Below are 22,876 nucleotides of genomic sequence, written 5' to 3'. Positions count from 1 at the left end.
TTCTGCGCTCCCCGTTACTTCAGATCGTCTTCGCGCGACCGGCTGCGAAACGCCTCGCGCGATCGCAGCACGTCGGTGCCCGACGCCGCCACGGCCGACGCCGCACTCGCGGGCGCCGCTGCAGCCGGTGCGGCAGCCGCCGGTGCCGACGCCGCGTCGGGTGCGGATGCGCCCGTGGACGTCGCGGCGTTTTGTCGCCCCTGCTCGACGAGCTTGTCGAGCGGCAGATACACGACGCTGTTGCCGCCCTTGTTGCCGACGAACACCTTCGTCGAATTCGAATAGATTTCCTGCATCGTCTCGATATACATCCGCTCGCGGATCACCGCGGGCGCCTTCGAATACTGCGCATAGACCTGCTTGAAGCGATCGGCATCGCCTTCGGCTTCCGTGACCACGCGATCGGCATACGCCTTCGCTTCGTCGACGAGCTTCGCCGCATCGCCCTGCGCCTTCGGCAGCAGGTCGTTTGCATATGCTTGCGCGGCGCGCTTCGCGGCCTCGCGCTCATCACGCGCCTTCGCGACTTCACCGTACGCGGCCTGCGTCTGCTCGGGCGCCGCAACACTCTGCATCGTGACGGCCGTCACCTCGAGCCCCGACTGGTAGCGATCGAGATCGCGCTGGATCGCGGCGGAGAGCTGCTCGCGCAGCGCGTCGCGATCCTGGTTCAGCACGTCGGCCGCGCTGCGCGTGCCGACGATCGCACGTACCGCGGCCTGGGCGGCCTGCGAGACGCTGCGCTCGGGGTCGACACTGCGGAACAGGTAATCGGTCGCGGAACGGATGCGGTACTGGACGATGAAGCGCACGTCGACGATATCGGCGTCGCGCGTCAGCATTGCCGCTTCCTTCACGTTCGCGAGACGCACGACGTTGTTGCGGCCGATTTCGATCGAGCGGACCTGCGACGTATCGACGATCTCGTGCGACGCGAACGGATAAGGCGCACGCCAGTGCACACCCTGGCCGACCGTGCCCGACAGCTTGCCGAGCTGCAGCACGACGCCCGTCTGCCCTTCCTGCACGACGAACAGCCCGCTGCCCGCGTAGACCGCGACCAGCACGCCGATCACGATGCCGACGCCGACGCGCGCGGCTCGCCCGTTGTCAGGACGGAAGCCGTTGCCGCCCTTGCCGCCGAACAGGCCGTTCAGGCGCCGGTTGAAGTTGCGCCACATCTCGTCGAGATCGGGCGGACCATCGCCGTCGCCGCCTTGCGGACGCTTCGATTCGTTCGGGCGGGGACGGGATCCGTCTTTGCCATTGCCTTCGCCGCGTCCCCAGCGGGGATCGTTGATCGACAGCAAGGCGCGCATCCGCCGCCAGGTACTCCGCTCGTTGTATTCGTTCACCAGAGTTTGTTCACCAGATTAGACGCCGACGAACCGGCCGGGACCGGTTAGCGCCCGTGTTCGGAAATCGTGTGGTCTTCGTGTGGTTCAGCGGGGGCGCCGTCGAGCGCGCCGTTGGGTAACGTCGCGCTGGAAAGGTGTTCCGCGGAGGCGATTTCGGCGATGGCGGCACGCAACGCGTCAAGACCCTGACCGGTGCGCGCGCTCAAAAAGACGCGCGAAATATTACCATACTCGTCCCGCTCGACCGCGTCGCCGCGGGCCGCCAGCTCAGGCACGGCGTCGATCTTGTTGAACACCAGCACCTGGCGGATCGTGTCCGCGCCGATCTCGTGCAGCACGCCATTGACCTGCTCGATCTGTTCAAGCCTGACCGCGCTCGACGCATCGACCACGTGCAGCAGCAGATCCGCGTGGATCGTTTCCTCGAGGGTCGCGCGGAATGCGGCGACCAGCTGGTGAGGCAACTCGCGGATGAATCCGACCGTATCCGACACGACGATCTGGCCGACCTCGTCGCCGAGGTACACGCGCCGCGACGTCGTATCGAGCGTGGCGAACAGCTGGTCGGCCGCGTAGGCCTGCGCTTTCGTCAGCGCATTGAACAGCGTCGACTTGCCCGCGTTCGTATAGCCGACGAGCGACACCGACATCGTGCCGCTGCGCGCGCGCTGGCGGCGTTGCGTGCTATGTTGCCGGCGCAGCCGGTCGAGCCGCGACTTCAGCATCTTGATGCGTTCGCCGATCAGCCGGCGGTCGGTTTCGAGCTGGGTTTCACCGGGGCCGCGCAGGCCGATACCACCCTTCTGCCGTTCAAGGTGGGTCCATGCGCGAATGAGCCGCGTCGACAGGTACTGAAGCTGCGCGAGCTCGACCTGCAGCTTGCCTTCGTGGCTGCGGGCACGCTGGGCAAAGATGTCGAGGATGAGGCTGGTGCGATCGACCACGCGCCTGTTAAGTGCCTGCTCCAGATTACGTTGCTGGGCCGGCGCCAATGCGTGGTTGAAGATGACGATTTCGACGTTGTGCGCGTCGCAGGCGAGCCGGAGTTCTTCGGCTTTGCCGCTGCCGATGAACATCTTGGCATCGGGACTGGAGCGACGACCCGTGAGGGTGACTGCGGGACGGGCCCCCGCGCTGGAGGCGAGAAGACTGAGTTCTTCGAGACTGGCTTCGAAATCGGTCTTGCCGAAATCGATGCCGACGAGCGCTGCGTTGATCAAATTTTCAGGTGTCAAGATAAGGCGGCTGGCATCGGTCGCTCGCGGCGACCGGATGCCGGCCGCTGCGATAGGTTAGGACGAGGCTTCCGCGTCCGGGTGGAAATTCACCGGGCGCGCCGGCACGACCGTCGAGATGGCGTGCTTGTACACCATCTGGGTCACCGTATTACGGAGCAACACGACGTACTGGTCGAACGATTCAATGTTCCCTTGAAGCTTGATGCCGTTGACGAGGTAGATCGAAACGGGAACGTGCTCTTTGCGCAGTGCGTTCAAAAACGGGTCTTGTAACAATTGCCCTTTGTTGCTCATGGCGTACTCCATCTTTTTTTGCAGGTTGATCTGGACTGGCGGCGAAGAAAAAGAGATCCGGCGCCAATCGCTACACTATAGCCGATTTTGCCTGGCCCGCCCGGGGCATAGGCCTTGCGGCCAACCCCTTGCGTGACGCGTGTAACAGACGTCTTCAGCTCTTGTCCGCGTACGGATTGTTCGACGAACGGAACTCTATGCGCAATGGAGTCCCTGTCAGCGAGAAAGTTTCGCGGAACCGGTTTTCCAGGTAACGCTTGTACGTTTCCGTCACGGCGTCGAGCGCGTTACCGTGGATGACGATGATCGGCGGATTCTGGCCGCCCTGGTGCGCGTAGCGCAGCTTCGGACGCACCGGGCCGCGACGGCGCGGCTGCTGGAATTCGACCGCCTCGATCAGCGCGCGCGTGAGCTTCGGCGTCGGCAGCTTCGCCATCGCCGCCGCGTACGCGTCGTCGACCGAGCGCATCAGCGTGCCGATGCCCGTCTTCTTCGTGGCCGAAATGAAGTGCGATTTCGCGAAGTCGAGGAATTTCAGCTTGCGGGTCAAATCCGCTTTCGCGCGATCGCGCGCATGCTCGTCGAGCCCGTCCCACTTGTTGACGCCGATCACGAGCGCGCGGCCCTGTTCGACGACGAAGCCGGCGATGTGTGCGTCCTGGTCGGAAATGTCCTGCTGCGCATCCAGCAGAAGAATGACCACGTTCGCGTCGGAGATCGACTGCAGCGTCTTCACGACCGAGAACTTCTCGATCGCCTCGAACACCTTGCCGCGGCGGCGCAGGCCGGCCGTGTCGATCAGCGTGTATTTCTTGCCGTTACGCTCGAAGTCGACGTAGATCGAATCGCGCGTCGTGCCCGGCATGTCGAACGCGATCACGCGATCCTCGCCGATCAGCGCGTTCACGAGCGTCGACTTGCCGACGTTCGGGCGGCCGACGATCGCGATCTTGATGCCGCGCGAAGGATCGTTCTCGTCCTCTTCCTCCGGACGGTCCGCATATGCGACATCCAGCGCCTCGTTGATCATGTCGGTGACGCCGTCACCGTGCGCAGCCGAGATCGCGCGCGGATCGCCGAGCCCGAGCTCGTAGAAGTCCGTCGCGACCGCCGTGTACTTCATCCCCTCGGCCTTGTTGACGACGAGGAAGATCGGCCGGCCGGTCTTGCGCAGGTAGTCGGCGATCGACTTGTCCTGCGGCGCGAGCCCGTTGCGGCCGTCGACGATGAACACGACGATGTCGGCTTCCTCGACGGCCTGCCGCGTCTGGCGTGCCATCTCGTGCAGGATGCCGTCCTTCGCGACGGGCTCGAAGCCGCCCGTGTCGACGACCAGGTACGGCCGCTCGCCGACACGCCCTTCGCCGTAATGGCGATCGCGCGTCAGGCCCGGCAAGTCGGCGACCAGCGCATCGCGCGAGCGCGTGAGCCGGTTGAACAGCGTGGATTTCCCCACATTGGGGCGCCCAACGAGGGCAATGACCGGTTTCATCTGTGTTTTCTACGGTGAAGCGCAGCAGCGGGAGGCCCGCTGCTGCGGGCGGCTGCGCTGAATGAAAATATCACGAATTCGCGCCGCGCCGGATGCGCGCGCCTGGCGCGCGTTGCACGCCATCGTCTTTCGTCTCGAACTGCCTTTCAAATACCGAGCGGCCGGGAGCACCGGCCGCCTTCAAGTCACGCGGCCGCGGCGCACGGGACAAGCCCGTCGCGCCGCGGCCGCGCATGTTTCCTGCGCGTCAGCGCGGACGGAATCCGTACAGGCCGCCGTCCTTCGTCTGCACGACGAGCGTATTGCCCGCGAGGACCGGCGCCGCCGTAATCGCGCTGCCGTCGGTCTTCATCCGTGCGATGAAGCTGCCGTCTTCACGCGACAGGAAGTGCACGAAGCCCTTGTAGTCGCCCAACACGACCGCATGCCCGAGCAGATACGGCACGCCGACGTCACGGCTCTTCAGCTTGTCGTTGCGCCACAGCTGGTTGCCCGACGCAGCATCGTACGCGGTCACGACCGACCAGTCGTCGCCGCCGGCGACCACCGAATCGTCCTGCGCGAGGCCGCTGCGGCTCGAGAACGCCTTTTCCCACAGCGGGCGGCCCGAGTTCGCATCGAAGCAGCCAAGCTGCCCCTGGAACGTCACCGCGCAGGCTTCCGCGCCCACGAGCGTCGGCGGACCGCTGACGTCGTTGATGCGCTCGACCTCGGTCACGCCCTTCGGGAACGATACCGGCGTCTGCCAGAACGGCTCGCCCGTCTGCAGGTTGATCGCGACCAGCCCGCCGCCGGGGAAGCCCGCCAGCACTGCCGCGTCACCCGCGAACGTCATGCCGGCCGACACGCGCAGGTTCAGCGGCACCGCACGGTTGCGGTAGTTCCACTTCTGCTCGCCCGTCTGCGCATTGAACGCGATCACCTGGCCGTCGATCGTGCGGACGACCACGAGGCCGTTGCCGACGAGCGGCGGCGAGAAGATCTCGCCCTGCACGGTGGTCTTCCACAGTTGCTTGCCGTCCGGGCCCAGCACGAACACGCCGCCCTTCAGCGCGCCGACCGCGGTCAGGTTGCCATCGCTGCCAACACCGGCCGACAGGTCGGAGCCGACCTTCGCGCGCCAGAGCGTCTGGCCCGTCTTCGCGTCGATCTTCTCGACCGAACCGTTCTCGCCCGCTGCATAGACGGCGTCGCCCACGGCCACCGGCGAGAACAGGTAGCGCCCGCCCTTGCCGACGCTCGCCTTCCAGACCTGTTGCACGTCCATCACGGGCTTGAACTCGGTGAGCGGCGTCGGCACGCGGCGCGCGTCCTTCGACGACGAGCAGGCCGCCAGTGCGAGGACAGCCGCCGCGCAGGCAACGGGCACAGCGTAACGTTTCAGCAAATTCATCGGTTAGCGAAGCAGAGTTAAGAGGTTGAGGGTACCGGGGTTCAGCCGCCGAGCGCGTCCAGCTTGAACTGCACGAGCTGACGCGCAGACTGGTCGTCCTTCGACAGGCCGTCGAGCGCGAGCTTGTACGCCGCGCGCGCATCGTCGGTCTTGCCTTGCGCGGCAAGCAGATCGCCGCGGCGATCGGCCACGAGGCCCTTGAATGCATCGACCGGCGTACCCGACAGCAGCGCGAGGCCCGCATCGTACGCCTTCTCGTCGAGCAGCAGCGACGCGAGACGCAGCTTCGCGATCTGCTTGTACTCGTCATCCTTGGCGTGATCGACGGCCCATTGCAGCTGCGCCTTCGCACCGGCCGAGTCGCCGGCTGCGTACAGCGTCTTCGCAGCGGAAAGTGCAGTCATCTGCGCATACGGCGTGCTGCCGAACTTGTCTTCCATGTCGGCGGCCGCGCGAGCGATCGTCGCCTTGTCGTTCGCGGCGGCGGCCTTCTGGACCTGTTCGTACAGCCCGGACGCCTCGGCAGCCTGACGGCGCTGCCAGTAGTTCCAGCCGTTGAAACCGGCCGCGACGACGAGCGCCGCGAGCACGATCCACGTGGTGAGGTTGCCCCAGCGGGCCCACCACGCCTTGACACTTTCAATCGATTCTTGTTCGTCGTGGTAACTCATCGGCGAGCGATTCCTTCCTGTTCAGGCTTTTCTTGTCGAGCGGATGCCAGCGCGATCAGTCGTCGCCGTCTTCGGCGGATGCAACCATCGCATTGATTAGGAATTCGGTCAAGCCTTCGACCGGTACGGTCTGCTGAACGTTCTTTTCCCCGTCTCCGCCCGCACCGCGCAGCGCTTTCACGCCCACCGTGCCGTTTGCGACCTCTTCTTCACCGAAGATCACCGCGAACGCGGCGCCGCTTGCGTCGGCCCGTTTCATCTGCGACTTGAAGCTCGCCGGCGCGCCGTCGGCGCTGCAGTGGAAGATCACGTCGAGGCCCGTGTCGCGCAGGCGCTCGGCCGCGATGAACGCCTGTTCACGCGCGGTCTCGCCCTGGTGCACGACGTACACGTCGACGCCTTCCTGCTCGGGTGCAAGATCCTCTTCCTTCAGCAGCTCGAGGATCCGCTCGATGCCCATCGCCCAGCCGCACGCGGCGGTCGGCTTGCCGCCGAGCTGCTCGATCAGCGGATCGTAGCGGCCGCCGGCGGCGACCGTGCCCTGCGCGCCGAGCTTGTCGGTGACCCACTCGAACACGGTCAGGTTGTAGTAGTCCAGGCCACGCACGAGACGCGGGTTGATCTTGAACGGAATGTTGTTCGCGAGCAGCAGGCGCTGCAGCCCTTCGAAGTGCGCGCGCGATTCGTCGCCGAGGAAGTCGATCAGCTTCGGCGCGTTCTGCGCGATTTCCTGCAGCGCGGGGTTCTTCGTGTCGAGCACGCGCAGCGGGTTCGTATACAGGCGGCGCTTCGCATCCTCGTCGAGCACGTCGGCAAACTGCTCGAGGTACTTGATCAGTTCGACGCGATGCGCGGCACGCTCTTCGGCAAGGCCGAGCGAGTTGATCTCGAGCTTGATGCCGGTCAGGCCGAGATCGTCCCACAGGCGCTGGCACATCATGATGATCTCGGCGTCCGCATCAGGACCCGCGAAGCCGAGCGCCTCGACGCCGACCTGGTGGAACTGGCGATAGCGGCCGCGCTGCGGACGCTCGTGACGGAACATCGGGCCGATGTACCACAGGCGCTTCGGGCCGTCGTACAGCATGTTGTGCTCGATCGACGCGCGCACGACGGCCGCGGTATTTTCCGGGCGCATCGTCAGGTTTTCGCCGTTCAGCGCGTCGGTGAAGCTGTACATCTCTTTTTCGACGATGTCGGTGACCTCACCGATGCCGCGCGTGAAGAGCTGCGTGTGCTCGACGATCGGCGTGCGGATGTTCTGGTAACCGTAGGCGCGCAGCAGCGATTTCACCGTGGCTTCGAAGAACTCCCAAAGGCCGGCATCCTGCGGAAGGATGTCGTTCATGCCCTTGACGCCGGTGAGCTTCTCGATCTTGCGTTTTTGTTCAGTCATCGTGTGTGTGGACGAATTAGTTCGTGGCCTCAGCGCGGCCGTAGTTGCGTTCGACGTAGTCGCTGACGATCTGCTGGAATTCCTCGGCGATCCGCTCGCCGCGCAGCGTCTTGACCTTCTCGCCGTCGATGAAGACAGGCGCGGCCGGGTTCTCGCCCGAGCCCGGCAGGCTGATGCCGATGTTCGCGTGCTTCGATTCGCCCGGGCCGTTGACGATGCAGCCCATCACCGCGACGTTCATTTTCTCGACGCCCGGATACGCCTTGCGCCAGACCGGCATCTGTTCGCGCAGGTAGGTCTGGATCTGCATCGCCAGCTCCTGGAACAGCGTGCTCGTCGTACGGCCGCAGCCCGGGCACGCGATCACCATCGGTGCGAACGAGCGCAGGCCCATCGTCTGCAGGATTTCCTGGCCGACGATCACTTCGCCCGTGCGCGATGCGCCCGGTTCCGGCGTCAGCGAGATGCGGATCGTGTCGCCGATCCCTTCCTGCAGCAGCACGCCGAGTGCAGCCGTCGACGCGACGATGCCCTTCGAGCCCATGCCGGCCTCGGTCAGCCCGAGGTGCAGCGCGAAGCCGCAGCGGCGGCTGAGTTCGCGGTACACGGCGATCAGGTCCTGCACGCCGCTGACCTTGCACGACAGAATGATGCGGTTGCGGCCGAGGCCCAGCTCGACCGCACGCTCGGCCGAGCCGATCGCCGACTGGATCAGCGCCTCGTACATCACGCTCTGCGCATCCCACGGCTGCGAACGCGCACCGTTCTCGTCCATCATGCGCGCGAGCAGGTCCTGGTCGAGACTGCCCCAGTTCACGCCGATCCGCACCGGCTTGTCGTACTTGGCCGCCGCCTCGATCATTTGCGCGAACTGCGTATCGCGCTTCGCACCCTGGCCGACGTTGCCCGGGTTGATCCGGTACTTCGACAGCGACTCGGCGCAGCCCGGGTAGTCACGCAGCAGCAGGTGGCCGTTGTAGTGGAAATCGCCGACGAGCGGCACGGTCACGCCCATGCGGTCGAGCTGCTCGCGGATCGCCGGCACGGCGGCCGCGGCCTCGGGCGTGTTGACCGTGATGCGCACCAGTTCGGAGCCCGCGTTCGCGAGTTCCTTGATCTGGATTGCCGTGCCGATCGCGTCGGCCGTGTCGGTATTCGTCATCGACTGCACGCGCACCGGCGCGTCGCCGCCGATCGTCACGAGCTGCCCGCCCCAGCGGACATCCACCGCATGCGATACGCGGCGCGGCTGGTGCCCGCCGAACACCGGCTCGGTTGAACAAATCTGACTGCTGCGTGGGGATTGAGCTTCGGATTGCATCGATAGATCCATTTACGCGGAATGCGCCGCGACGCGGCGCATGAATTGAAAAAGCGCCGTGCCCTCGCGGCCTGCCGATATCGACGACAGGCCTTCGCCACGGCGCTTGACGTCAGGGCAACGTGAACCGCGCCACATTACCCCGCGCTGCCGAATATTTTGCCGGATCGACAGGTTTTCCGTCGAACGCGATCGCGTCGAGGCCCGCCTTGTTGCCGATCGTGACCTTGAACGGGCCGTCGCCGGCGACCTGCTTCGCCTCGCCGCCGTGCACCAGCCCGGAGAACAGCTCCTTGCCGCTCTTGTCGCGCACGCTGAACCAGCTGTCCTGCTTGACCTTCAGTTCGATCATCGACTGGCCTGCCGCCACCGCGACGCTCGCCGGCTGGGCCGGCGCGGCGGCGCTTGCCGCCGACGTTGCCACGACGGGCTGCGATGCGGCTGCCGTCACGACCGGCGCCACGGGCGCAGGCGCCGGAGCAGCCGACGCAACTGCCGGCGCCGGGGCTGCAGACGCAGCAGCCGGGGCCGGAACCTCATTCGCAACTACCGCGGATGCACCGTTCGAGGCCGCCCCTTCGACTGATGACGATGATGCCGCCGACACGCTCGCGGCCGACGCATGCTCCGCATCGCCGCTCTTGAAGCGCGCGAGCAGGCCCGACGAATCGCCGCCAGTGTGCCACATCAGTACGGCAACCACCGCGACGACGACGATCCCCGTGCCCCAGAGCCACGGGTGATGCCGCGACGACCCGCCCAGCGGAATCGACACGCGACCGCGCGGCAGATCCGTGCCCGACGACGCAGGCATCGACAGGTCGACTTCCGGCACCCCGCGCTCACGGCGCAACGCCTGCGCGAACGGTTCCGGATCGACGCCGAGCATCTTCGCGTAGCTGCGCACGACCCCGAGCGCGAACGTCACGCCGGGCAAATGGCTGATGTCACCGGCCTCGAGTGCCCGCAGCTTCTGCGGTGCGACCTTGAGTCGCGCCGACACGTCGTCGACGGTCCAACCCCGCGTCTCCCGAAGCTGCGCCAGTCGGCTGCCGACTGCCGCAAGCGATTCCAACCCTGCCGGTGCCGGCTTCGCGCCATTCGTCTCTGCGCCGTTAGACGGCTGCGGCTCACTCATCCTTGTCCTCGCGTCGATTCTTCTTCACTGGCGGCCGCCGCCGGTTCCCGCCGGCCGGCACCCGCAACTGTCCATACCATGCGCGACGCCGAGGCGCCGCGACCGATCGCTATTCGCGTGTTGTACCGCTCAAAGGCCCTGGCATCCCCGGCCAGGCATCCCTGTCAAATCGCCCGAACTTCGATGATTTTTCCTGCTGCGCCCGTCCGTTCCGCGAGGCGCGTGCGGTCCTTCACTGCGCCGGCCAGCTGGCCGCACGCGGCATCGATGTCGTCGCCGCGCGTCTTGCGCACGGTCGTGACGACACCCGCGTCGATGAGGACCTGTGCAAAGCGCTTGATCTGCTCCGGCTTCGAGCGGATGAGGCCCGATTCCGGAAACGGATTGAACGGGATCAGATTGAACTTGCACGGCACGTCGCGTGTGACGGCCAGCAGTTCGCGTGCATGCGCTTCGGTGTCGTTGACGCCGTCCAGCATGCAGTATTCGAAAGTGATGAAGTCGCGCGGCGCGACTTTCAGATAACGCTGGCAAGCCGCCATCAGCTCGCGCAGCGGATACTTCTTGTTGAGCGGCACCAGCTCGTCGCGCAGCGGATCGTTCGGCGCGTGCAGCGACACGGCCAGCGCGACCGGCAGCTCGGCGCCGAGGCGGTCCATCATCGGCACCACGCCGGACGTCGACAGCGTGACGCGGCGGCGCGACAGGCCGTACGCGTTGTCGTCGAGCATCAGCCGCATCGCCGGCACGACCGCGCTGTAATTCAGCAGCGGCTCGCCCATGCCCATCATCACCACGTTGGTGACGACCCGTTCGGCCTTGCCGTTCGGGCCGGGCGTGCGGCCCAGGGACGCTCGCAACGCAAATTCGGCCATCCGGAGCTGACCGATGATTTCAGCTGTCGACAGATTGCGGGAAAAGCCCTGCTTGCCCGTCGAACAGAAGCGGCAGTTGACCGCACACCCGGCCTGCGACGACACGCACAGCGTGCCGCGCGTCTCTTCCGGGATGAACACGGTTTCGACCGCATTGCCGTTTCCGACGTCGATCAGCCACTTGCGCGTGCCGTCGGCGGAAACGTGATCGCTGGCGATCTCGGGCATGCCGATCGACGCGCGGCCCTTGAGTTTTTCTCTCAAGGACTTCGCGAGATCGGTCATGCCGTCGAAGTCGCCAGCGTTGTACTGGTGGATCCAGCGCTGCAACTGCTTGGCGCGGAACGGCTTCTCGCCGAGGCTGCCGCAGTACGCGACAAGACCCTCGGCATCGAAGTCGAGAAGATTGACGGAAGTTTCGCTCGTCATGATGTGCTGCCTTGCCGCGTGCGCTGAATCCTGCCTACTTGCTGCCAGCCAGGGCTTAGCGCGAGTAAACGTTCATTTCCGGGAAGAAGAACGCGATTTCGACCGCTGCCGTTTCAGCAGCGTCCGAGCCGTGCACGGCGTTCGCGTCGATGCTGTCGGCGAAGTCGGCGCGGATCGTGCCCTTTTCTGCCTTCTTCGGATCCGTTGCGCCCATCAGGTCGCGGTTCTTCAGGATCGCGCCTTCACCTTCCAGAACCTGGATCATCACCGGGCCCGAGATCATGAAATCGACGAGGTCCTTGAAGAACGGACGCGCTGCGTGAACCGCGTAGAACTTCTCTGCGTCAGCACGCGACAGGTGTGCCATGCGCGATGCGACGATCTTCAGGCCGGCGCCTTCGAAACGGCTGTAGATCTGGCCGATCACGTTCTTTGCCACCGCATCCGGCTTGATGATCGACAGGGTGCGCTCGATTGCCATAAAAACTCCAAAAAATTAAGAAGTTACAGGTTCAAATGAATCCGCTATTGTAGCACGATCCCGTGTATCATTGCGATTGAACCCTTACACACGTGAAAGGTTCCGAATCCATATGTTTTGTGCCGCCTGGCCATTGAAACCTCCCGGCACGGAACGTATCTTAGCCATAGCTGCTCCGGTTTGCTGCGCCGCACACCGCGTGTGCCGAACCGGCCCCGGACGCCCACGCGTTCAATGTTAGGAGAAACCATGAACGACTATCCGTACAATTTCGGCCGCGGCGGTTCCGTCAGCACCGCCGAGGTTCGCAACCGCGTGCTGCGGAACACGTACTGGCTGCTCGCGCTGTCGATGGTGCCGACCGTGCTGGGCGCCTGGGTCGGCGTCGCGACGGGCTTCTCGCTGTTCGCGGCCACGAGCCCGATGATGAGCCTGCTCGCGTTCTTCGCGATCGCGTTCGGCTTCATGTTCGCGATCGAGCGGACCAAAAACAGCGCGGCCGGCGTATTCGTGCTGCTCGGCTTCACGTTCTTCATGGGCCTGATGCTGTCGCGGCTGCTGAGCTTCATCCTCGGCTTCTCGAACGGCCCGTCGTTGATCATGCTCGCGTTCGGCGGCACCGGCATCATCTTCGCCGCGATGGCGACGATCGCCACCGTCAGCAAGCGTGACTTCTCGGGGCTCGGCAAGTGGCTGTTCATGGGCGTGATCGTGATCCTGCTCGCATCGGTCGCGAACATCTTCCTGCAACTCCCGGCGCTGATGCTCACCGTGTCGGTGCTCGCGATCGCGATCTTCTCCGCCTACATGCTGTTCGACGTCCAGCGCGTCGTGAACGGCGGCGAGACGAACTACATCTCGGCCACGCTCGCGATCTACCTCGACCTGTACAACGTGTTCACGAACCTGCTCGCACTGCTCGGCATCTTCGGCGGCAACCGCAACTGACGTTCGCTACACCCCATGAAAAAACCGGCCCGCGGGCCGGTTTTTTTACGTCCGCCGCCGGACTCAGTCGCGCTCGAATAGCGCGATCGATTCGACGTGCGACGTATTCGGGAACATGTTCACGACACCGGCGCCCTTCAGGCGGTAGCCGGCCTCGTGCACGAGCAGGCCCGCGTCGCGCGCCAGCGTCGACGGGTTGCACGACACGTACACGATGCGCTTCGGCAGCGGACCTTCGCCGCTCTGCGCGATCTCGGCCAGCGCCTTCGACACCGCGAGCGCGCCTTCGCGCGGCGGGTCGATCAGGAACTTGTCGAATGCGCCGAGCGCACGCATGTCGTCGCCCGTCACTTCGAACAGGTTCCGGCATGCGAACGTCGTGTGGCCGTCGACACCGTTCTCGCGCGCATTCGCCAGCGCGCGCGTCGTCAGCGTATCGCTGCCTTCGATGCCCATCACCTCGCGCGACAGCCGCGCGAGCGGCAGCGTGAAGTTGCCGATCCCGCAGAACAGGTCGAGCACGCGGTCGTCGCGCGACGGCGCGAGCAGGCGCAGCGCGCGGCCCACCAGCACGCGGTTGATCTGATGGTTGACCTGCGTGAAATCGGTCGGCTTGAACGGCATGCGGATGCCGAATTCCGGCAGCGTGTAGTCGAGCGACACGTCGAGCGGATAGAACGGCGTCACCGTGTCCGGCCCTTTCGGCTGTAGCCAGAACTGCACCTTGTGCTCGTCCGCGAACGCGCGCAGCAGCGCTTCGTCGTCCGCGTTGATTGGCTCCAGCACGCGCAGCACGAGCGCCGTGACCTGCGAACCGACCGCGAGCTCGATCTGCGGCATCCGATCGCGGATCGACAGCCCCTCGACGAGGCGGCGCAGCGGCACGAGCAGCGCCGACACGTGCGGCGGCAGCACTTCGCAGCTCGTCATGTCGGCGACGTAGCTGCTCTTCTTCTCGTGGAATCCGACCAGCACGCCGCCCTTCTTCGCGACGTTGCGCACGGTCAGGCGCGCGCGGTAGCGATAACCCCACGACGGGCCGTGAATCGGCGCGAACATCGTTTCCGCGCGCAGCTTCGCCAGGTGCCACAGATTGTCTTCGAGCACGCGCTGCTTGACCGCCACCTGTGCACGCATGTCGAGATGCTGCATCGAGCAGCCGCCGCAGGTACCGAAGAACGCGCATTTCGGCTTCGTGCGCATCACGCTCGGACGCAAAATGTCGACGACCGTCGCCTGCTCGTAGCTCGGCTTGCGGCGGAAGCTCGAATAGGTCACACGCTCGCCCGGCAGCGCACCCTCGACGAAGATGACCTTGCCCGGCTCGCCGTCCTCGGTGATCGTGCGGCCGACACCGCGCGCTTCCATGTCGAGCGATTCGATCTCGAGAACCGGGGCGATTCCGGGCGCGACGGGCGCGTTTCTTGATTTGCGCGCAGAAGTGGGGACGGCTTCGGACACCAGCTTTTCCTGACAAACGTTGAAGAAGGCGAGATTGTAGACGACGCGAGCCCGCATCGCCCGCTTTGCATGCGGCAAGGGTCGATACTTAAGCATAGACGGCCCGACATTGCGCCGGAACGGCGAGACAGGCGGCCCGAGAGACCAGCGGCCGCGTGCCCGTGGCGCCGACTCAGGAGCGGCCCCGGGGGCCCGAGATCCGCCCGACAGGAGATTCGACCATGCAACTGATCGACTGGAACATCCAATGGGGTCGGGACGCGGACGGCGGCGTCGATCTTTCGCGCACCGTCGCAGCGATCCGCGCGCTCGGCGACTTCGACGTGCTGTGCCTGCAGGAAGTCACGCGCGGCTTTGGCGCACTGCCCGGCCGGCCCGGTGCCGACCAGTTCGCCGAACTCGCGGCGCTGCTGCCCGGATATACGATCATCGACGCGATCGGTGCCGACTTGCCGCCCATTGAAACCGGCGCACCGCGCCGCCAGTTCGGCAACGCAATCGCGACCCGGCTGCCGGTCGGGCGCGTGCTCCGCCAGTTGCTGCCGTGGCCGGCCAACGCCGGCGCGCCGTCGATGCCGCGCGTCGCGCTCGACGTCGAGTTGCAGACGCCCTTCGGGCCACTGCGGGTGGTCACCACGCATCTGGAATATTATTCGGCGCGCCAGCGGCTCGCCCAGGTCGACGCATTGCGCGACCGGCACCGCGAGGCCTGCGCGCACGCGGCACGACCGGCGCCCGCCGAAAACGCCGAGGGGCCGTTCAGCGCAACCGGCCAGCCATGCGATGCGATCGTCTGCGGCGACTTCAACAGCGCGTTCGGCAGCGACGCCTATTGCCGACTCCTGGAGCCGATCTCGGACGCGCCGTGCTTCATCGACGCATGGGTCGCTCGACACCCGGGCCGCATGCCACCGCCGACGGCGGGTGTCTACGATACGGTGCAATGGTCGGAGGGGCCGCTCGCGTGCGACTTCGTGTTCGTGACCGATACGCTGCTGCCGCGCGTCACGCGCTGCGAAATCGACGGCGACGTGCGCGCGTCCGATCACCAGCCGGTGCTGCTCGAACTGGCATGATCGGGCCGCCGGCCGCAGCGCACCTCGCCCGCGCTATGCGTCGAAACCGGCCAGGTATTCGGCCCAGTGCGACGCAGGCTCCTGTGCAAGCGAGTTCTTCACGAGCAGGATCTCGTCCGCATACTCGCTCGGCGTCAGGCCGCCGCGCATCAACTGGAACCGGCAGTACAGCAGGTAGGTATTGACGACGTCGGTTTCGCAATAGTTGCGGATTTCCTCGATCCGCCCGGCCTGGAACGCCGGCCACACCTGGCTGCCGTCCATGCCGAGCTTGCCCGGAAAGCCGCACATCTTCGCGAGCGCGTCGAGCGGCGCATTCGCGCGCGCCTGATACATCGCGAGCACATCCATCAGGTCGGTATGCCGCGAGTGGTAGCGCGAGATGTAGTTGTTCCACTTGAAATCGCGGTCGTCCTCGCCGAGATCCCAGTAGCGGCTCGCGGGGATGCCGTGCACGAGCGCGCGGTAATGGAGCACCGGCAAATCGAAGCCGCCGCCGTTCCACGACACGAGCTGCGGCGTGTATTTCTCGATCACGCGGTAGAACGACTGGATCAGCGTCGCTTCGTTGTCCTGCGGCGTACCGAGCGAGCGCACACGAAAACCGTTGTTGTCGCGGAACACGCAGGAAATCGCCGCGATGCGCTGCAGGTGGTGCGGCAGGAAATCGCCGCCGGTCTTCTCGCGGCGGGCGGCGAATGCATGTTCGGCCACCGCGGCATCGTCGAGCGTCGCGGGCAGGTCTTCCAGACGGCGAATGCCGTCGACATCGGGAATCGTCTCGATGTCAAAAACAAGAATCGGAGTCATCAGTTACAGAACGGCGTCCTTGCGCACACCGTTGGAGGCGAAAAACCGCTTGAGGCGCACCAGCGCTTCCTGCTGGATCTGGCGCACGCGCTCACGCGTGAGCCCCATTTCGTCGGCCAGCTCCTCGAGCGTTGCCGGTTCGATGTGGTTCAGGCCGAAGCGGCGCTCGATCACATGCCGATGCTTGTCGGACAGCCGCGACAGCCACGCGCGCGTCAGCGTCTCGAGCTCGCGGTGCTGAACCTCCGCGTCGGGCGACTGGCTTTGGTCGTCGGGCAGGAGGTCGAGCAGGCTGCTCGCGGGATCGAGGTCGAGCGGCGCGTCGAGCGATGCCGTGTGCTCGTTGAGCGCAAGGATGTCGGTGACTTCCTCGGCGGTCTTGCCGGTGAGATAGGCGATGTCGTCGATGCTGGCTTCGCGGCGCTCGGCCGCTTCACCCGTCGACATCGAGTTCTTTTCAAGGTGGCGCTTCGCGCGCAGCACCTGGTTCAGTTCGCGGATCACGTGCACCGGCAGGCGCACCGTGCGGGCCTGGTTCATGATCGCGCGCTCGATGCTCTGCCGGATCCACCACGTCGCGTAGGTCGAGAAACGGAAGCCGCGCGTCGGGTCGAATTTCTCGATGGCATGCATCAGGCCGAGGTTGCCTTCCTCGATCAGGTCGAGCAGCGGCACGCCACGGTTCAGATACCCCTTCGCGATGCTGACGACGAGACGCAGGTTGCGCTCGATCATCACCTGCCGCGCCTCGAATTCGCCGGCCTTGGCCAGACGCGAATAGCGCTGTTCCTCCTCGACGGTGAGCAGCGGCTTCACACTGATGCGGTTCAGGTAATGCTGGATCGTGTCGGCCGTGAGCTCGGCCTGCAGCATCGTGCGGAAATCGTCGACATCGGGCGCCGCCTCGGCACGGCCTTCGCGCTCGTCGTCGCCACCGTCCGCGTCGGTGTCGGCGTCGCGTGCCTCGAGGTCACGCTCGTTGTCCGCGACGTCGTCTTCGTCGTCCGTCGAAGCACCAGCTCGCCCCACCGATGCTTGCGTGGCTCGACTGATTTTCTCAGACTCGGCTTGCGGCTCGTGGCGCTTCGATTTCGGCATGGTCGTCTCGGTTATTGAGGCGGCAAATACTTCAGCGGATCGACAGGTTTACCCTGCCGGCGAACCTCGAAATGCAGCATCACGCGGTCGGAATCGCTGTTCCCCATCTCGGCGATCTTCTGCCCCTTCGTTACCGCGTCCCCCTCTTTTACCATCAAAGCGCGATTGTGTGCATACGCCGTGAGGTAAGTTGCATCGTGCTTGATGATAATGAGGTTGCCGTAGCCGCGCAGGCCATTGCCCGAGTAGACGACGCGACCGTCGGCCGCCGCCTTCACGGTCTCGCCGGCCGACCCGCCGATATTGACGCCCTTGTTCTTCGCGTCGTCGAAACCGTTCAGCACGGGACCGCGCGCGGGCCATGCGAACGTCACGGGGCCGCTCGGCGCGGCTGCCGTATCGCTCGATGCGGCTGCCGCGGCAGGCGGCGTCGCGACCGACGACGACGTGCCGGCGGCCGGCGTTGCCGGGCCGCTGCTGAGCGGCGCGGTCGCAACGGCGGCGCCCGCGATCGGTGCGGCGACCTGCGTGCCCGCAACGGCAGCACCAGCCTGCGGCGAAACGCGCAGCAGCTGGTCGACTTCAATCTGATTCGGGTTCGCCAGGTTGTTCCACGCGGCGATGTCGCGATAGTTCTGCCCGTTTTCGAGTGCGATCCGGTACAGCGTGTCGCCCGGCTTCACCCGGTAGTAACCCGGCGGCGCCGGCGGAAGCGGCGCCGCGGGCTGCGCGGTGCCGGTCGTGCCGAGCGAACCGGAGCGATCGACGACGGGCGCGTTGTCGAGCCGCGTCGCACAGGCGGCCAGAAGCGTGGAGAACGCAGCTACGCAGATCGCCCGCTGGGCGAGCGTGAGCGGTTCCCTGGAACGGTTGTTTTGCATCGCGCGCAACATACTCATCGGTTTCAAATTACTCCGGATTTTAAAGGGACAAAGAAAACGCGATCAAGCCGTGACTCTCGCCATTGCGCGTGCGCGACGCGCTCGACGAGCGTGAGCACCTGGTGCTGCCCGCTCTGCGCGCCGACCGGCGCGACGAGCCGCCCGCCGATCGCGAGTTGCTCGAGCAGCGCCTGCGGCACGTCGAGCCCCGCCGCCGCGATCACGATCGCGTCGAACGGGGCTGCGGACGGCAGGCCGACACGCCCGTCGCCGTAGTGCAGACGGATGTTCGGCACGCGCAGCGGCCGCAGGTTCAGCTTCGCGCGCTCGTAGAGCGGCTTGATGCGTTCAATCGAATACACGTCGCGTGCCACGTGGCTCAGCACGGCGGCCTGATAGCCGCAGCCCGTGCCGATCTCGAGGACGCGCTCGAGCGTGCGGCCGGCCATCGCGAGCTCGATCATGCGCGCGACGACCGACGGCTTTGAAATGGTCTGCTGGTGGCCGATCGGCAACGCCGAATCCTCGTAGGCCTGCGTTGCGAGCCCCGGATCCACGAACATGTGTCGCGGCACCGCGGCCATCGCTTCCAGCACACGCGCGTCGGTCACACCGTTCGCGCGCAGCCGTTCGACCATCCGTTCGCGCACACGTTCCGACGTGAGCGCGAACGCGCCGGCCGGCGCGACGCTCGGCGCGGCCGGCTTCGGCATCGCGGGCTTCAGTGCGGTCGGCTTCGGTGCGGTCGCCGGCTTCGCGGCGGAGCCGGGCAAGGCCGTCCGCACCGCAGCAGGCTTCACCGCAACCGGTTTCAGCACGGCCGCAGGCTTGTCGGCGGCCTTCGATACCGCAACCGCCGCATGGCGTTCGCCGGCCCGACCGTCCGACTTGCGTGGCGCTCGCTTGAGATCTTCGAGCGCGAGCGGGAACCGCTTCGCGCGCTCGCCGCTCATGAAGCCCGCCCTCCGGCGCGCGCCCATTCGCGCGTCGCGGGCAGCATCTGCGTGTGCGTGAGGTCCAGCTGCAGCGGCGTGATCGACACGAAACCGTTTGCCACTGCGTGAAAATCAGTGCCGTCGCTGGCGTCCAGCGCTTCGCCCGCCGCGCCGATCCAGTAGATCGGTTCGCCTCGCGGGTCGGTCTGGCGGATCACCGGCTGCGACGGATGACGCTTGCCGAGGCGCGTGACCTTCCAGCCTTTCAGTTCGTCGTACGGCAGGTTCGGAATATTGACGTTGAGCAGCGGCTGGCCCGGCAGCGGATGTGCACGATAGTGCTCGACGATTTCCGCGGCGACGCGCGCGGCGTCCGCCAGATGGGCCCAGCCCTTGTCGACCAGCGAGAATGCGATGGCCGGCACGCCGAACATGATGCCTTCGGTGGCGGCCGCAACTGTCCCTGAATAGAGCGTGTCTTCGCCCATGTTCTGGCCGTTGTTGATTCCGGAAACGACGAGGTCCGGCCTGGCGTCGGCCATCCCCGTCAACGCGACGTGTACCGAATCGGTCGGCGTGCCGTTCACGTAGAAGAAACCCGTACTCGCCGCGCGCTGCACCGACAGCGGCCGCGACAGCGTGAGGGAATTCGACGCGCCGCTGCAGTTCTGCTCGGGCGCGATCACCGTGAGCTCGGCCAGCGGCTGCAGCGCGTCGCTGAGCGCGGCGAGACCGGGGGCGAGATAGCCGTCGTCGTTGCTGAGTAGGATTCGCATCCGGCGATTGTAACCGAGGAAAGATGGCGCGAGAGCGACAGTCCGGCGACTGCGGATGGGCGGCCGCGGGCACCCGAACACGCCGCGCCGCCGCGTTGCGGTGCGGCGTTCCGCGTGCACAGGAAAACGCTGCGCCGCCCCGGGTTTTCCCCCGCCAACGGGGCGCCGTTGGGCAATGCCCAGTTCCGGGAGCCCGGCGCGAAGCGACAGGCCCGAGGTTGTTCAAATCGCGCCCGCTTCGCGCAGTGCGGCAATCGCCGGCGCGTCATAGCCGAGGCCGCGCAGCACCTCGTCCGTATGCTCGCCGAGTTCGGGCCCGAGCCAGCGCGTTTCGCCCGGCGTGTCGGACAGCTTCGGCGTGATGTTCGGCAGCGGGATGTCGGTGCCGTCGGCCAACTTGAAGCGCTGGATCATCTGCCGCGCGACGAACTGCGGATCGGTAAACATGTCGGCGGCGCTGTAGATGCGCCCGGCCGGCACGTCGGCCGCGTTGAGCACGACGAGTGCTTCTTCGATCGTGCGCGGCGCAAGCCACGCGGCAATCGCGTCGTCGATCTCCTGCGTGCGCGGCACGCGCCCGTCGTTTTGCGCGAGCGCGGGATCGTCGGCGAGGTCGTCGCGCTCGATCGCCTTCATCAGCCGCTTGAAGATCGGGTCGCTGTTGCCGCCGATCACGATGCTGCCGTCGCGGCACGCATACGTATTCGACGGCACGATGCCCGGCAGCGACGCGCCGGTGCGCTCGCGCACCATCCCATACACGCCGTATTCGGGCACCACGCTTTCCATCATGTTGAAGACGGCTTCATACAGTGCAACGTCGACCACCTGCCCCGCACCGCCGTTGACCTTGCGGTGATGCAGCGCCATCAGTGCGCCGATCACGCCGTGCAGCGCGGCGATCGAATCGCCGATCGAGATGCCGATGCGCGGCGGCGGCAGTTCGGGATAGCCGGTGATGTGACGCAGCCCGCCCATCGATTCGGCGATCGCGCCGAAGCCGGGCCGGTCGCGGTACGGGCCGGTCTGCCCGTAACCGGACAAGCGCACCATCACGAGGCCCGGGTTCTCGGCCGACAGCACGTCGTAGCCGAGCCCGAGCTTTTCGAGCAGGCCCGGGCGGAAATTCTCGATCACGATGTCGGCCTCGCGCGCGAGTTGCCGCGCGATCGCCTTGCCGGCGTCGGCCTTCAGGTTGAGCGTGACCGATTTCTTGTTGCGCGCCTGGACGGACCACCACAGCGACGTGCCGCCCTGCTCCGGATGGAGCTTGCGCCACTTGCGCAGCGGGTCGCCACCGTTCGGATCCTCGATCTTGATCACTTCCGCGCCGAATTCGGCGAACAGCCGCGACGCGAACGGTCCCGCGATCAGCGTTCCGAATTCGAGCACTTTGACGCCCGCGAGCGGGCCCTGGCTGGTGCTCATGTGTCTCCTAGGGTCTTTTTACATATGGAACGTGCATGCGTTGCCACGAGAACGGCCGCTCGCGAGGCGCGCGACGCCGCGAATACTGGACGTATCGCCAAGGAGCGCAACGCGGCGAGCCGCCGGCGGCGCCCGGCTTACATCGTGCGGCGGTCGAGCATCGCGCGGGCGATGGTGCCCGCGTCGACGTACTCGAGCTCGCCGCCCACCGGCACGCCGCGCGCGAGGCGCGTGACCGCGAGCCCGCGCGCCTTCAGCGTCTGGCCGAGGTAGTGCGCGGTGGCTTCGCCTTCGTTCGTGAAGTTGGTCGCGAGTACGACTTCCTTGACGACGCCGTCAGACGCGCGCCGCACGAGGCGGTCGAAATGGATCTCCTTCGGGCCGATCCCGTCGAGCGGGCTCAGCCGGCCCATCAGCACGAAATACAGCCCGCGGTAAGTCATCGTCTGCTCGAGCATGATCTGGTCGGCAGGCGTCTCGACGACGCAAAGCAGCGTCGGATCACGCTCTTCGTCGCTGCAGACCTCGCAGATCTGCGCTTCGGTGAACGTGTTGCACTTCTCGCAGTGCTGCAGGTGCTCGGTCGCGAACAGCAGCGACCGGCCGAGCCGCTCCGCGCCCTCCCGATCGTGCTGCATCAGGTGGACCGCCATGCGCTGGGCGGATTTCGGCCCGACGCCGGGCAGCACGCGCAACGCTTCGACGAGCGCGGACAGGGCGGACGGCTGTTTCATACGGCGGCAAAAAGTGACACGGACGCTACGCTCAGAACGGCAGCTTGAAGCCCGGGGGCAACGGCAGGCCCGACGTCATGCCGCTCATCTTTTCCTGCGACGTCGCTTCGGCCTTGCGCACGGCGTCGTTGAACGCGGCCGCGACGAGATCCTCGAGCATGTCCTTGTCGTCCGCGAGCAGGCTCGGGTCGATCGACACGCGACGCACTTCGTTGCGGCACGTCATCGTCACCTTGACGAGGCCGGCGCCCGACTGCCCTTCGACTTCGATCAGCGCAAGCTGCTCCTGCATCTTCTTCATGTTTTCCTGCATTTGCTGCGCTTGCTTCATCAGTCCGGCGAGGTTGCCTTTCAACATGGGAATACTCCTTCTTGATCGTGTGAAAACCGGCACGCGGCGCGTGCCGGCCAATGTGTGGGCGTGATTGTGCCTGTCGCTAGGCGCTCGGTTCAATGCAGCGTCGGCGGCGGGCCGTCCGGCGCCGCATCGGCGAGCGGGCGCACCGAACCCTCGACGATGCGCGCACCGAAATCGCGCACGAGCTGCTGGACGAACGGATCGCCGTGAATCTCCTGCTCGGCCTCGCGCTGGCGTGCCGCGCGCGCGGCCGCATCGAGCGCCGCCGCCGTACGCCGTGCGGGA

At 66.0% G+C, this 22,876-nt stretch carries 22 protein-coding genes and 1 pseudogene; 2 read left to right on the top strand and 21 right to left on the bottom strand.

The window, feature by feature from the left end:
• Window positions 1-14: 14 nt before the first annotated feature.
• From hflK to ndk, 11 genes are all read right to left on the bottom strand, one after another.
• The gene (gene hflK / locus G3N98_RS03740; protein WP_206147252.1) at window positions 15-1,355 is read right to left on the bottom strand and encodes an FtsH protease activity modulator HflK; all 1,341 of its coding nucleotides are present in this window, start codon (window positions 1,353-1,355) and stop codon (window positions 15-17) included.
• A gap of 47 nt (window positions 1,356-1,402) precedes the next feature.
• Complete coding sequence (hflX, locus tag G3N98_RS03735) at window positions 1,403-2,578, bottom strand: GTPase HflX (protein WP_174946413.1); 1,176 nt, start codon at window positions 2,576-2,578, stop codon at window positions 1,403-1,405.
• 72 nt (window positions 2,579-2,650) lie between these two features.
• Window positions 2,651-2,890 (bottom strand): RNA chaperone Hfq, encoded by a 240-nt coding sequence (hfq, locus tag G3N98_RS03730; RefSeq protein ID WP_006399927.1) that lies wholly within the window; start codon window positions 2,888-2,890, stop codon window positions 2,651-2,653.
• A 154-nt stretch (window positions 2,891-3,044) separates the two neighbouring features.
• Entirely contained in the window at window positions 3,045-4,382 is a 1,338-nt protein-coding gene (gene der / locus G3N98_RS03725; protein ID WP_046545849.1) for a ribosome biogenesis GTPase Der, read from the bottom strand.
• A 247-nt stretch (window positions 4,383-4,629) separates the two neighbouring features.
• Complete coding sequence (gene bamB / locus G3N98_RS03720) at window positions 4,630-5,775, bottom strand: outer membrane protein assembly factor BamB (RefSeq protein ID WP_089425558.1); 1,146 nt, start codon at window positions 5,773-5,775, stop codon at window positions 4,630-4,632.
• A 41-nt stretch (window positions 5,776-5,816) separates the two neighbouring features.
• Complete coding sequence (locus G3N98_RS03715) at window positions 5,817-6,446, bottom strand: tetratricopeptide repeat protein (RefSeq protein ID WP_039360256.1); 630 nt, start codon at window positions 6,444-6,446, stop codon at window positions 5,817-5,819.
• A 55-nt stretch (window positions 6,447-6,501) separates the two neighbouring features.
• A complete protein-coding gene (gene hisS, locus G3N98_RS03710; RefSeq protein ID WP_039360260.1) occupies window positions 6,502-7,842 on the bottom strand; it encodes a histidine--tRNA ligase in 1,341 nt (446 codons plus the stop codon).
• A 16-nt stretch (window positions 7,843-7,858) separates the two neighbouring features.
• Window positions 7,859-9,163, bottom strand: coding sequence for a flavodoxin-dependent (E)-4-hydroxy-3-methylbut-2-enyl-diphosphate synthase (gene ispG / locus G3N98_RS03705; protein ID WP_089425933.1), 1,305 nt, complete (start codon window positions 9,161-9,163; stop codon window positions 7,859-7,861).
• A gap of 112 nt (window positions 9,164-9,275) precedes the next feature.
• The gene (locus G3N98_RS03700) at window positions 9,276-10,301 is read right to left on the bottom strand and encodes a helix-turn-helix domain-containing protein (protein ID WP_206147251.1); all 1,026 of its coding nucleotides are present in this window, start codon (window positions 10,299-10,301) and stop codon (window positions 9,276-9,278) included.
• Between the two features lie 164 nt (window positions 10,302-10,465).
• On the bottom strand, window positions 10,466-11,605 hold the full coding sequence (gene rlmN, locus G3N98_RS03695) for a 23S rRNA (adenine(2503)-C(2))-methyltransferase RlmN (protein ID WP_206147250.1): 1,140 nt from the start codon (window positions 11,603-11,605) through the stop codon (window positions 10,466-10,468).
• A gap of 55 nt (window positions 11,606-11,660) precedes the next feature.
• On the bottom strand, window positions 11,661-12,086 hold the full coding sequence (gene ndk, locus G3N98_RS03690; RefSeq protein ID WP_006478674.1) for a nucleoside-diphosphate kinase: 426 nt from the start codon (window positions 12,084-12,086) through the stop codon (window positions 11,661-11,663).
• A gap of 249 nt (window positions 12,087-12,335) precedes the next feature.
• Between ndk and G3N98_RS03685 the strand changes: the two genes are divergently transcribed.
• Window positions 12,336-13,034, top strand: coding sequence for a Bax inhibitor-1/YccA family protein (locus tag G3N98_RS03685; protein ID WP_006761414.1), 699 nt, complete (start codon window positions 12,336-12,338; stop codon window positions 13,032-13,034).
• A gap of 63 nt (window positions 13,035-13,097) precedes the next feature.
• On the opposite strand, the gene rlmD is transcribed toward G3N98_RS03685, so the two are convergent.
• Window positions 13,098-14,552: a 23S rRNA (uracil(1939)-C(5))-methyltransferase RlmD gene (gene rlmD / locus G3N98_RS03680; RefSeq protein WP_241025725.1), complete on the bottom strand. Its 1,455-nt coding sequence runs from the start codon at window positions 14,550-14,552 to the stop codon at window positions 13,098-13,100.
• Between the two features lie 164 nt (window positions 14,553-14,716).
• Between rlmD and G3N98_RS03675 the strand changes: the two genes are divergently transcribed.
• Window positions 14,717-15,571 carry an endonuclease/exonuclease/phosphatase family protein gene (locus tag G3N98_RS03675; protein WP_206147248.1) on the top strand — a complete coding sequence of 285 codons (855 nt, stop codon included), beginning with the start codon at window positions 14,717-14,719 and terminating at the stop codon, window positions 15,569-15,571.
• Window positions 15,572-15,604: 33 nt separating this feature from the next.
• Here the strand turns inward: G3N98_RS03675 and G3N98_RS03670 are convergent, their stop codons facing one another.
• The 9 genes and pseudogenes from G3N98_RS03670 to G3N98_RS03630 form a co-directional block, all read right to left on the bottom strand.
• Window positions 15,605-16,381 carry a 3'-5' exonuclease gene (locus G3N98_RS03670; RefSeq protein WP_039360281.1) on the bottom strand — a complete coding sequence of 259 codons (777 nt, stop codon included), beginning with the start codon at window positions 16,379-16,381 and terminating at the stop codon, window positions 15,605-15,607.
• 3 nt (window positions 16,382-16,384) lie between these two features.
• Window positions 16,385-17,479: an RNA polymerase sigma factor RpoS gene (rpoS, locus tag G3N98_RS03665; protein WP_206147247.1), complete on the bottom strand. Its 1,095-nt coding sequence runs from the start codon at window positions 17,477-17,479 to the stop codon at window positions 16,385-16,387.
• 11 nt (window positions 17,480-17,490) lie between these two features.
• A complete protein-coding gene (locus tag G3N98_RS03660) occupies window positions 17,491-18,378 on the bottom strand; it encodes a peptidoglycan DD-metalloendopeptidase family protein (protein WP_069248110.1) in 888 nt (295 codons plus the stop codon).
• Between the two features lie 5 nt (window positions 18,379-18,383).
• Window positions 18,384-19,313 (bottom strand): protein-L-isoaspartate(D-aspartate) O-methyltransferase, encoded by a 930-nt coding sequence (locus tag G3N98_RS03655; RefSeq protein ID WP_206147246.1) that lies wholly within the window; start codon window positions 19,311-19,313, stop codon window positions 18,384-18,386.
• Window positions 19,310-20,071 carry a 5'/3'-nucleotidase SurE gene (gene surE, locus G3N98_RS03650; protein ID WP_089473001.1) on the bottom strand — a complete coding sequence of 254 codons (762 nt, stop codon included), beginning with the start codon at window positions 20,069-20,071 and terminating at the stop codon, window positions 19,310-19,312. The genes G3N98_RS03655 and surE overlap by 4 nt, the downstream gene beginning before the upstream one ends.
• 222 nt (window positions 20,072-20,293) lie before the next feature.
• On the bottom strand, window positions 20,294-21,499 hold the full coding sequence (locus G3N98_RS03645) for a CaiB/BaiF CoA-transferase family protein (protein WP_089425563.1): 1,206 nt from the start codon (window positions 21,497-21,499) through the stop codon (window positions 20,294-20,296).
• Window positions 21,500-21,636: 137 nt separating this feature from the next.
• On the bottom strand, window positions 21,637-22,233 hold the full coding sequence (gene recR, locus G3N98_RS03640; protein ID WP_006478665.1) for a recombination mediator RecR: 597 nt from the start codon (window positions 22,231-22,233) through the stop codon (window positions 21,637-21,639).
• Window positions 22,234-22,264: 31 nt separating this feature from the next.
• Window positions 22,265-22,591: a YbaB/EbfC family nucleoid-associated protein gene (locus tag G3N98_RS03635; RefSeq protein WP_006482124.1), complete on the bottom strand. Its 327-nt coding sequence runs from the start codon at window positions 22,589-22,591 to the stop codon at window positions 22,265-22,267.
• A 92-nt stretch (window positions 22,592-22,683) separates the two neighbouring features.
• Window positions 22,684-22,876: pseudogene (locus G3N98_RS03630) on the bottom strand (DNA polymerase III subunit gamma/tau); the annotation flags it as partial.

The organism is Burkholderia sp. Tr-20390 (assembly GCF_017104595.1).
Classification (GTDB): Bacteria; Pseudomonadota; Gammaproteobacteria; order Burkholderiales; family Burkholderiaceae; genus Burkholderia.
The sequence above is the reverse complement of the archived record's forward strand: the minus strand, read 5'-3'. Positions and strand labels throughout refer to the sequence as shown.

Excerpts from the sequence above, each read along its gene's own strand:
- hisS (WP_039360260.1), bottom strand. The coding sequence starts at position 7,842 with ATGACTGAACAAAAACGCAAGATCGAGAAGCTCACCGGCGTCAAGGGC.
- G3N98_RS03700 (WP_206147251.1), bottom strand. The coding sequence starts at position 10,301 with ATGAGTGAGCCGCAGCCGTCTAACGGCGCAGAGACGAATGGCGCGAAG.
- rlmD (WP_241025725.1), bottom strand. The coding sequence starts at position 14,552 with ATGCGGGCTCGCGTCGTCTACAATCTCGCCTTCTTCAACGTTTGTCAG.
- G3N98_RS03670 (WP_039360281.1), bottom strand. The coding sequence starts at position 16,381 with ATGACTCCGATTCTTGTTTTTGACATCGAGACGATTCCCGATGTCGAC.
- recR (WP_006478665.1), bottom strand. The coding sequence starts at position 22,233 with ATGAAACAGCCGTCCGCCCTGTCCGCGCTCGTCGAAGCGTTGCGCGTG.
- der (WP_046545849.1), bottom strand. The coding sequence starts at position 4,382 with ATGAAACCGGTCATTGCCCTCGTTGGGCGCCCCAATGTGGGGAAATCC.
- rpoS (WP_206147247.1), bottom strand. The coding sequence starts at position 17,479 with ATGCCGAAATCGAAGCGCCACGAGCCGCAAGCCGAGTCTGAGAAAATC.
- rlmN (WP_206147250.1), bottom strand. The coding sequence starts at position 11,605 with ATGACGAGCGAAACTTCCGTCAATCTTCTCGACTTCGATGCCGAGGGT.
- G3N98_RS03675 (WP_206147248.1), top strand. The coding sequence starts at position 14,717 with ATGCAACTGATCGACTGGAACATCCAATGGGGTCGGGACGCGGACGGC.
- G3N98_RS03655 (WP_206147246.1), bottom strand. The coding sequence starts at position 19,313 with ATGAGCGGCGAGCGCGCGAAGCGGTTCCCGCTCGCGCTCGAAGATCTC.
- ndk (WP_006478674.1), bottom strand. The coding sequence starts at position 12,086 with ATGGCAATCGAGCGCACCCTGTCGATCATCAAGCCGGATGCGGTGGCA.
- G3N98_RS03635 (WP_006482124.1), bottom strand. The coding sequence starts at position 22,591 with ATGTTGAAAGGCAACCTCGCCGGACTGATGAAGCAAGCGCAGCAAATG.
- G3N98_RS03685 (WP_006761414.1), top strand. The coding sequence starts at position 12,336 with ATGAACGACTATCCGTACAATTTCGGCCGCGGCGGTTCCGTCAGCACC.
- hfq (WP_006399927.1), bottom strand. The coding sequence starts at position 2,890 with ATGAGCAACAAAGGGCAATTGTTACAAGACCCGTTTTTGAACGCACTG.
- G3N98_RS03715 (WP_039360256.1), bottom strand. The coding sequence starts at position 6,446 with ATGAGTTACCACGACGAACAAGAATCGATTGAAAGTGTCAAGGCGTGG.
- bamB (WP_089425558.1), bottom strand. The coding sequence starts at position 5,775 with ATGAATTTGCTGAAACGTTACGCTGTGCCCGTTGCCTGCGCGGCGGCT.
- surE (WP_089473001.1), bottom strand. The coding sequence starts at position 20,071 with ATGCGAATCCTACTCAGCAACGACGACGGCTATCTCGCCCCCGGTCTC.
- ispG (WP_089425933.1), bottom strand. The coding sequence starts at position 9,163 with ATGCAATCCGAAGCTCAATCCCCACGCAGCAGTCAGATTTGTTCAACC.
- G3N98_RS03660 (WP_069248110.1), bottom strand. The coding sequence starts at position 18,378 with ATGAGTATGTTGCGCGCGATGCAAAACAACCGTTCCAGGGAACCGCTC.
- G3N98_RS03645 (WP_089425563.1), bottom strand. The coding sequence starts at position 21,499 with ATGAGCACCAGCCAGGGCCCGCTCGCGGGCGTCAAAGTGCTCGAATTC.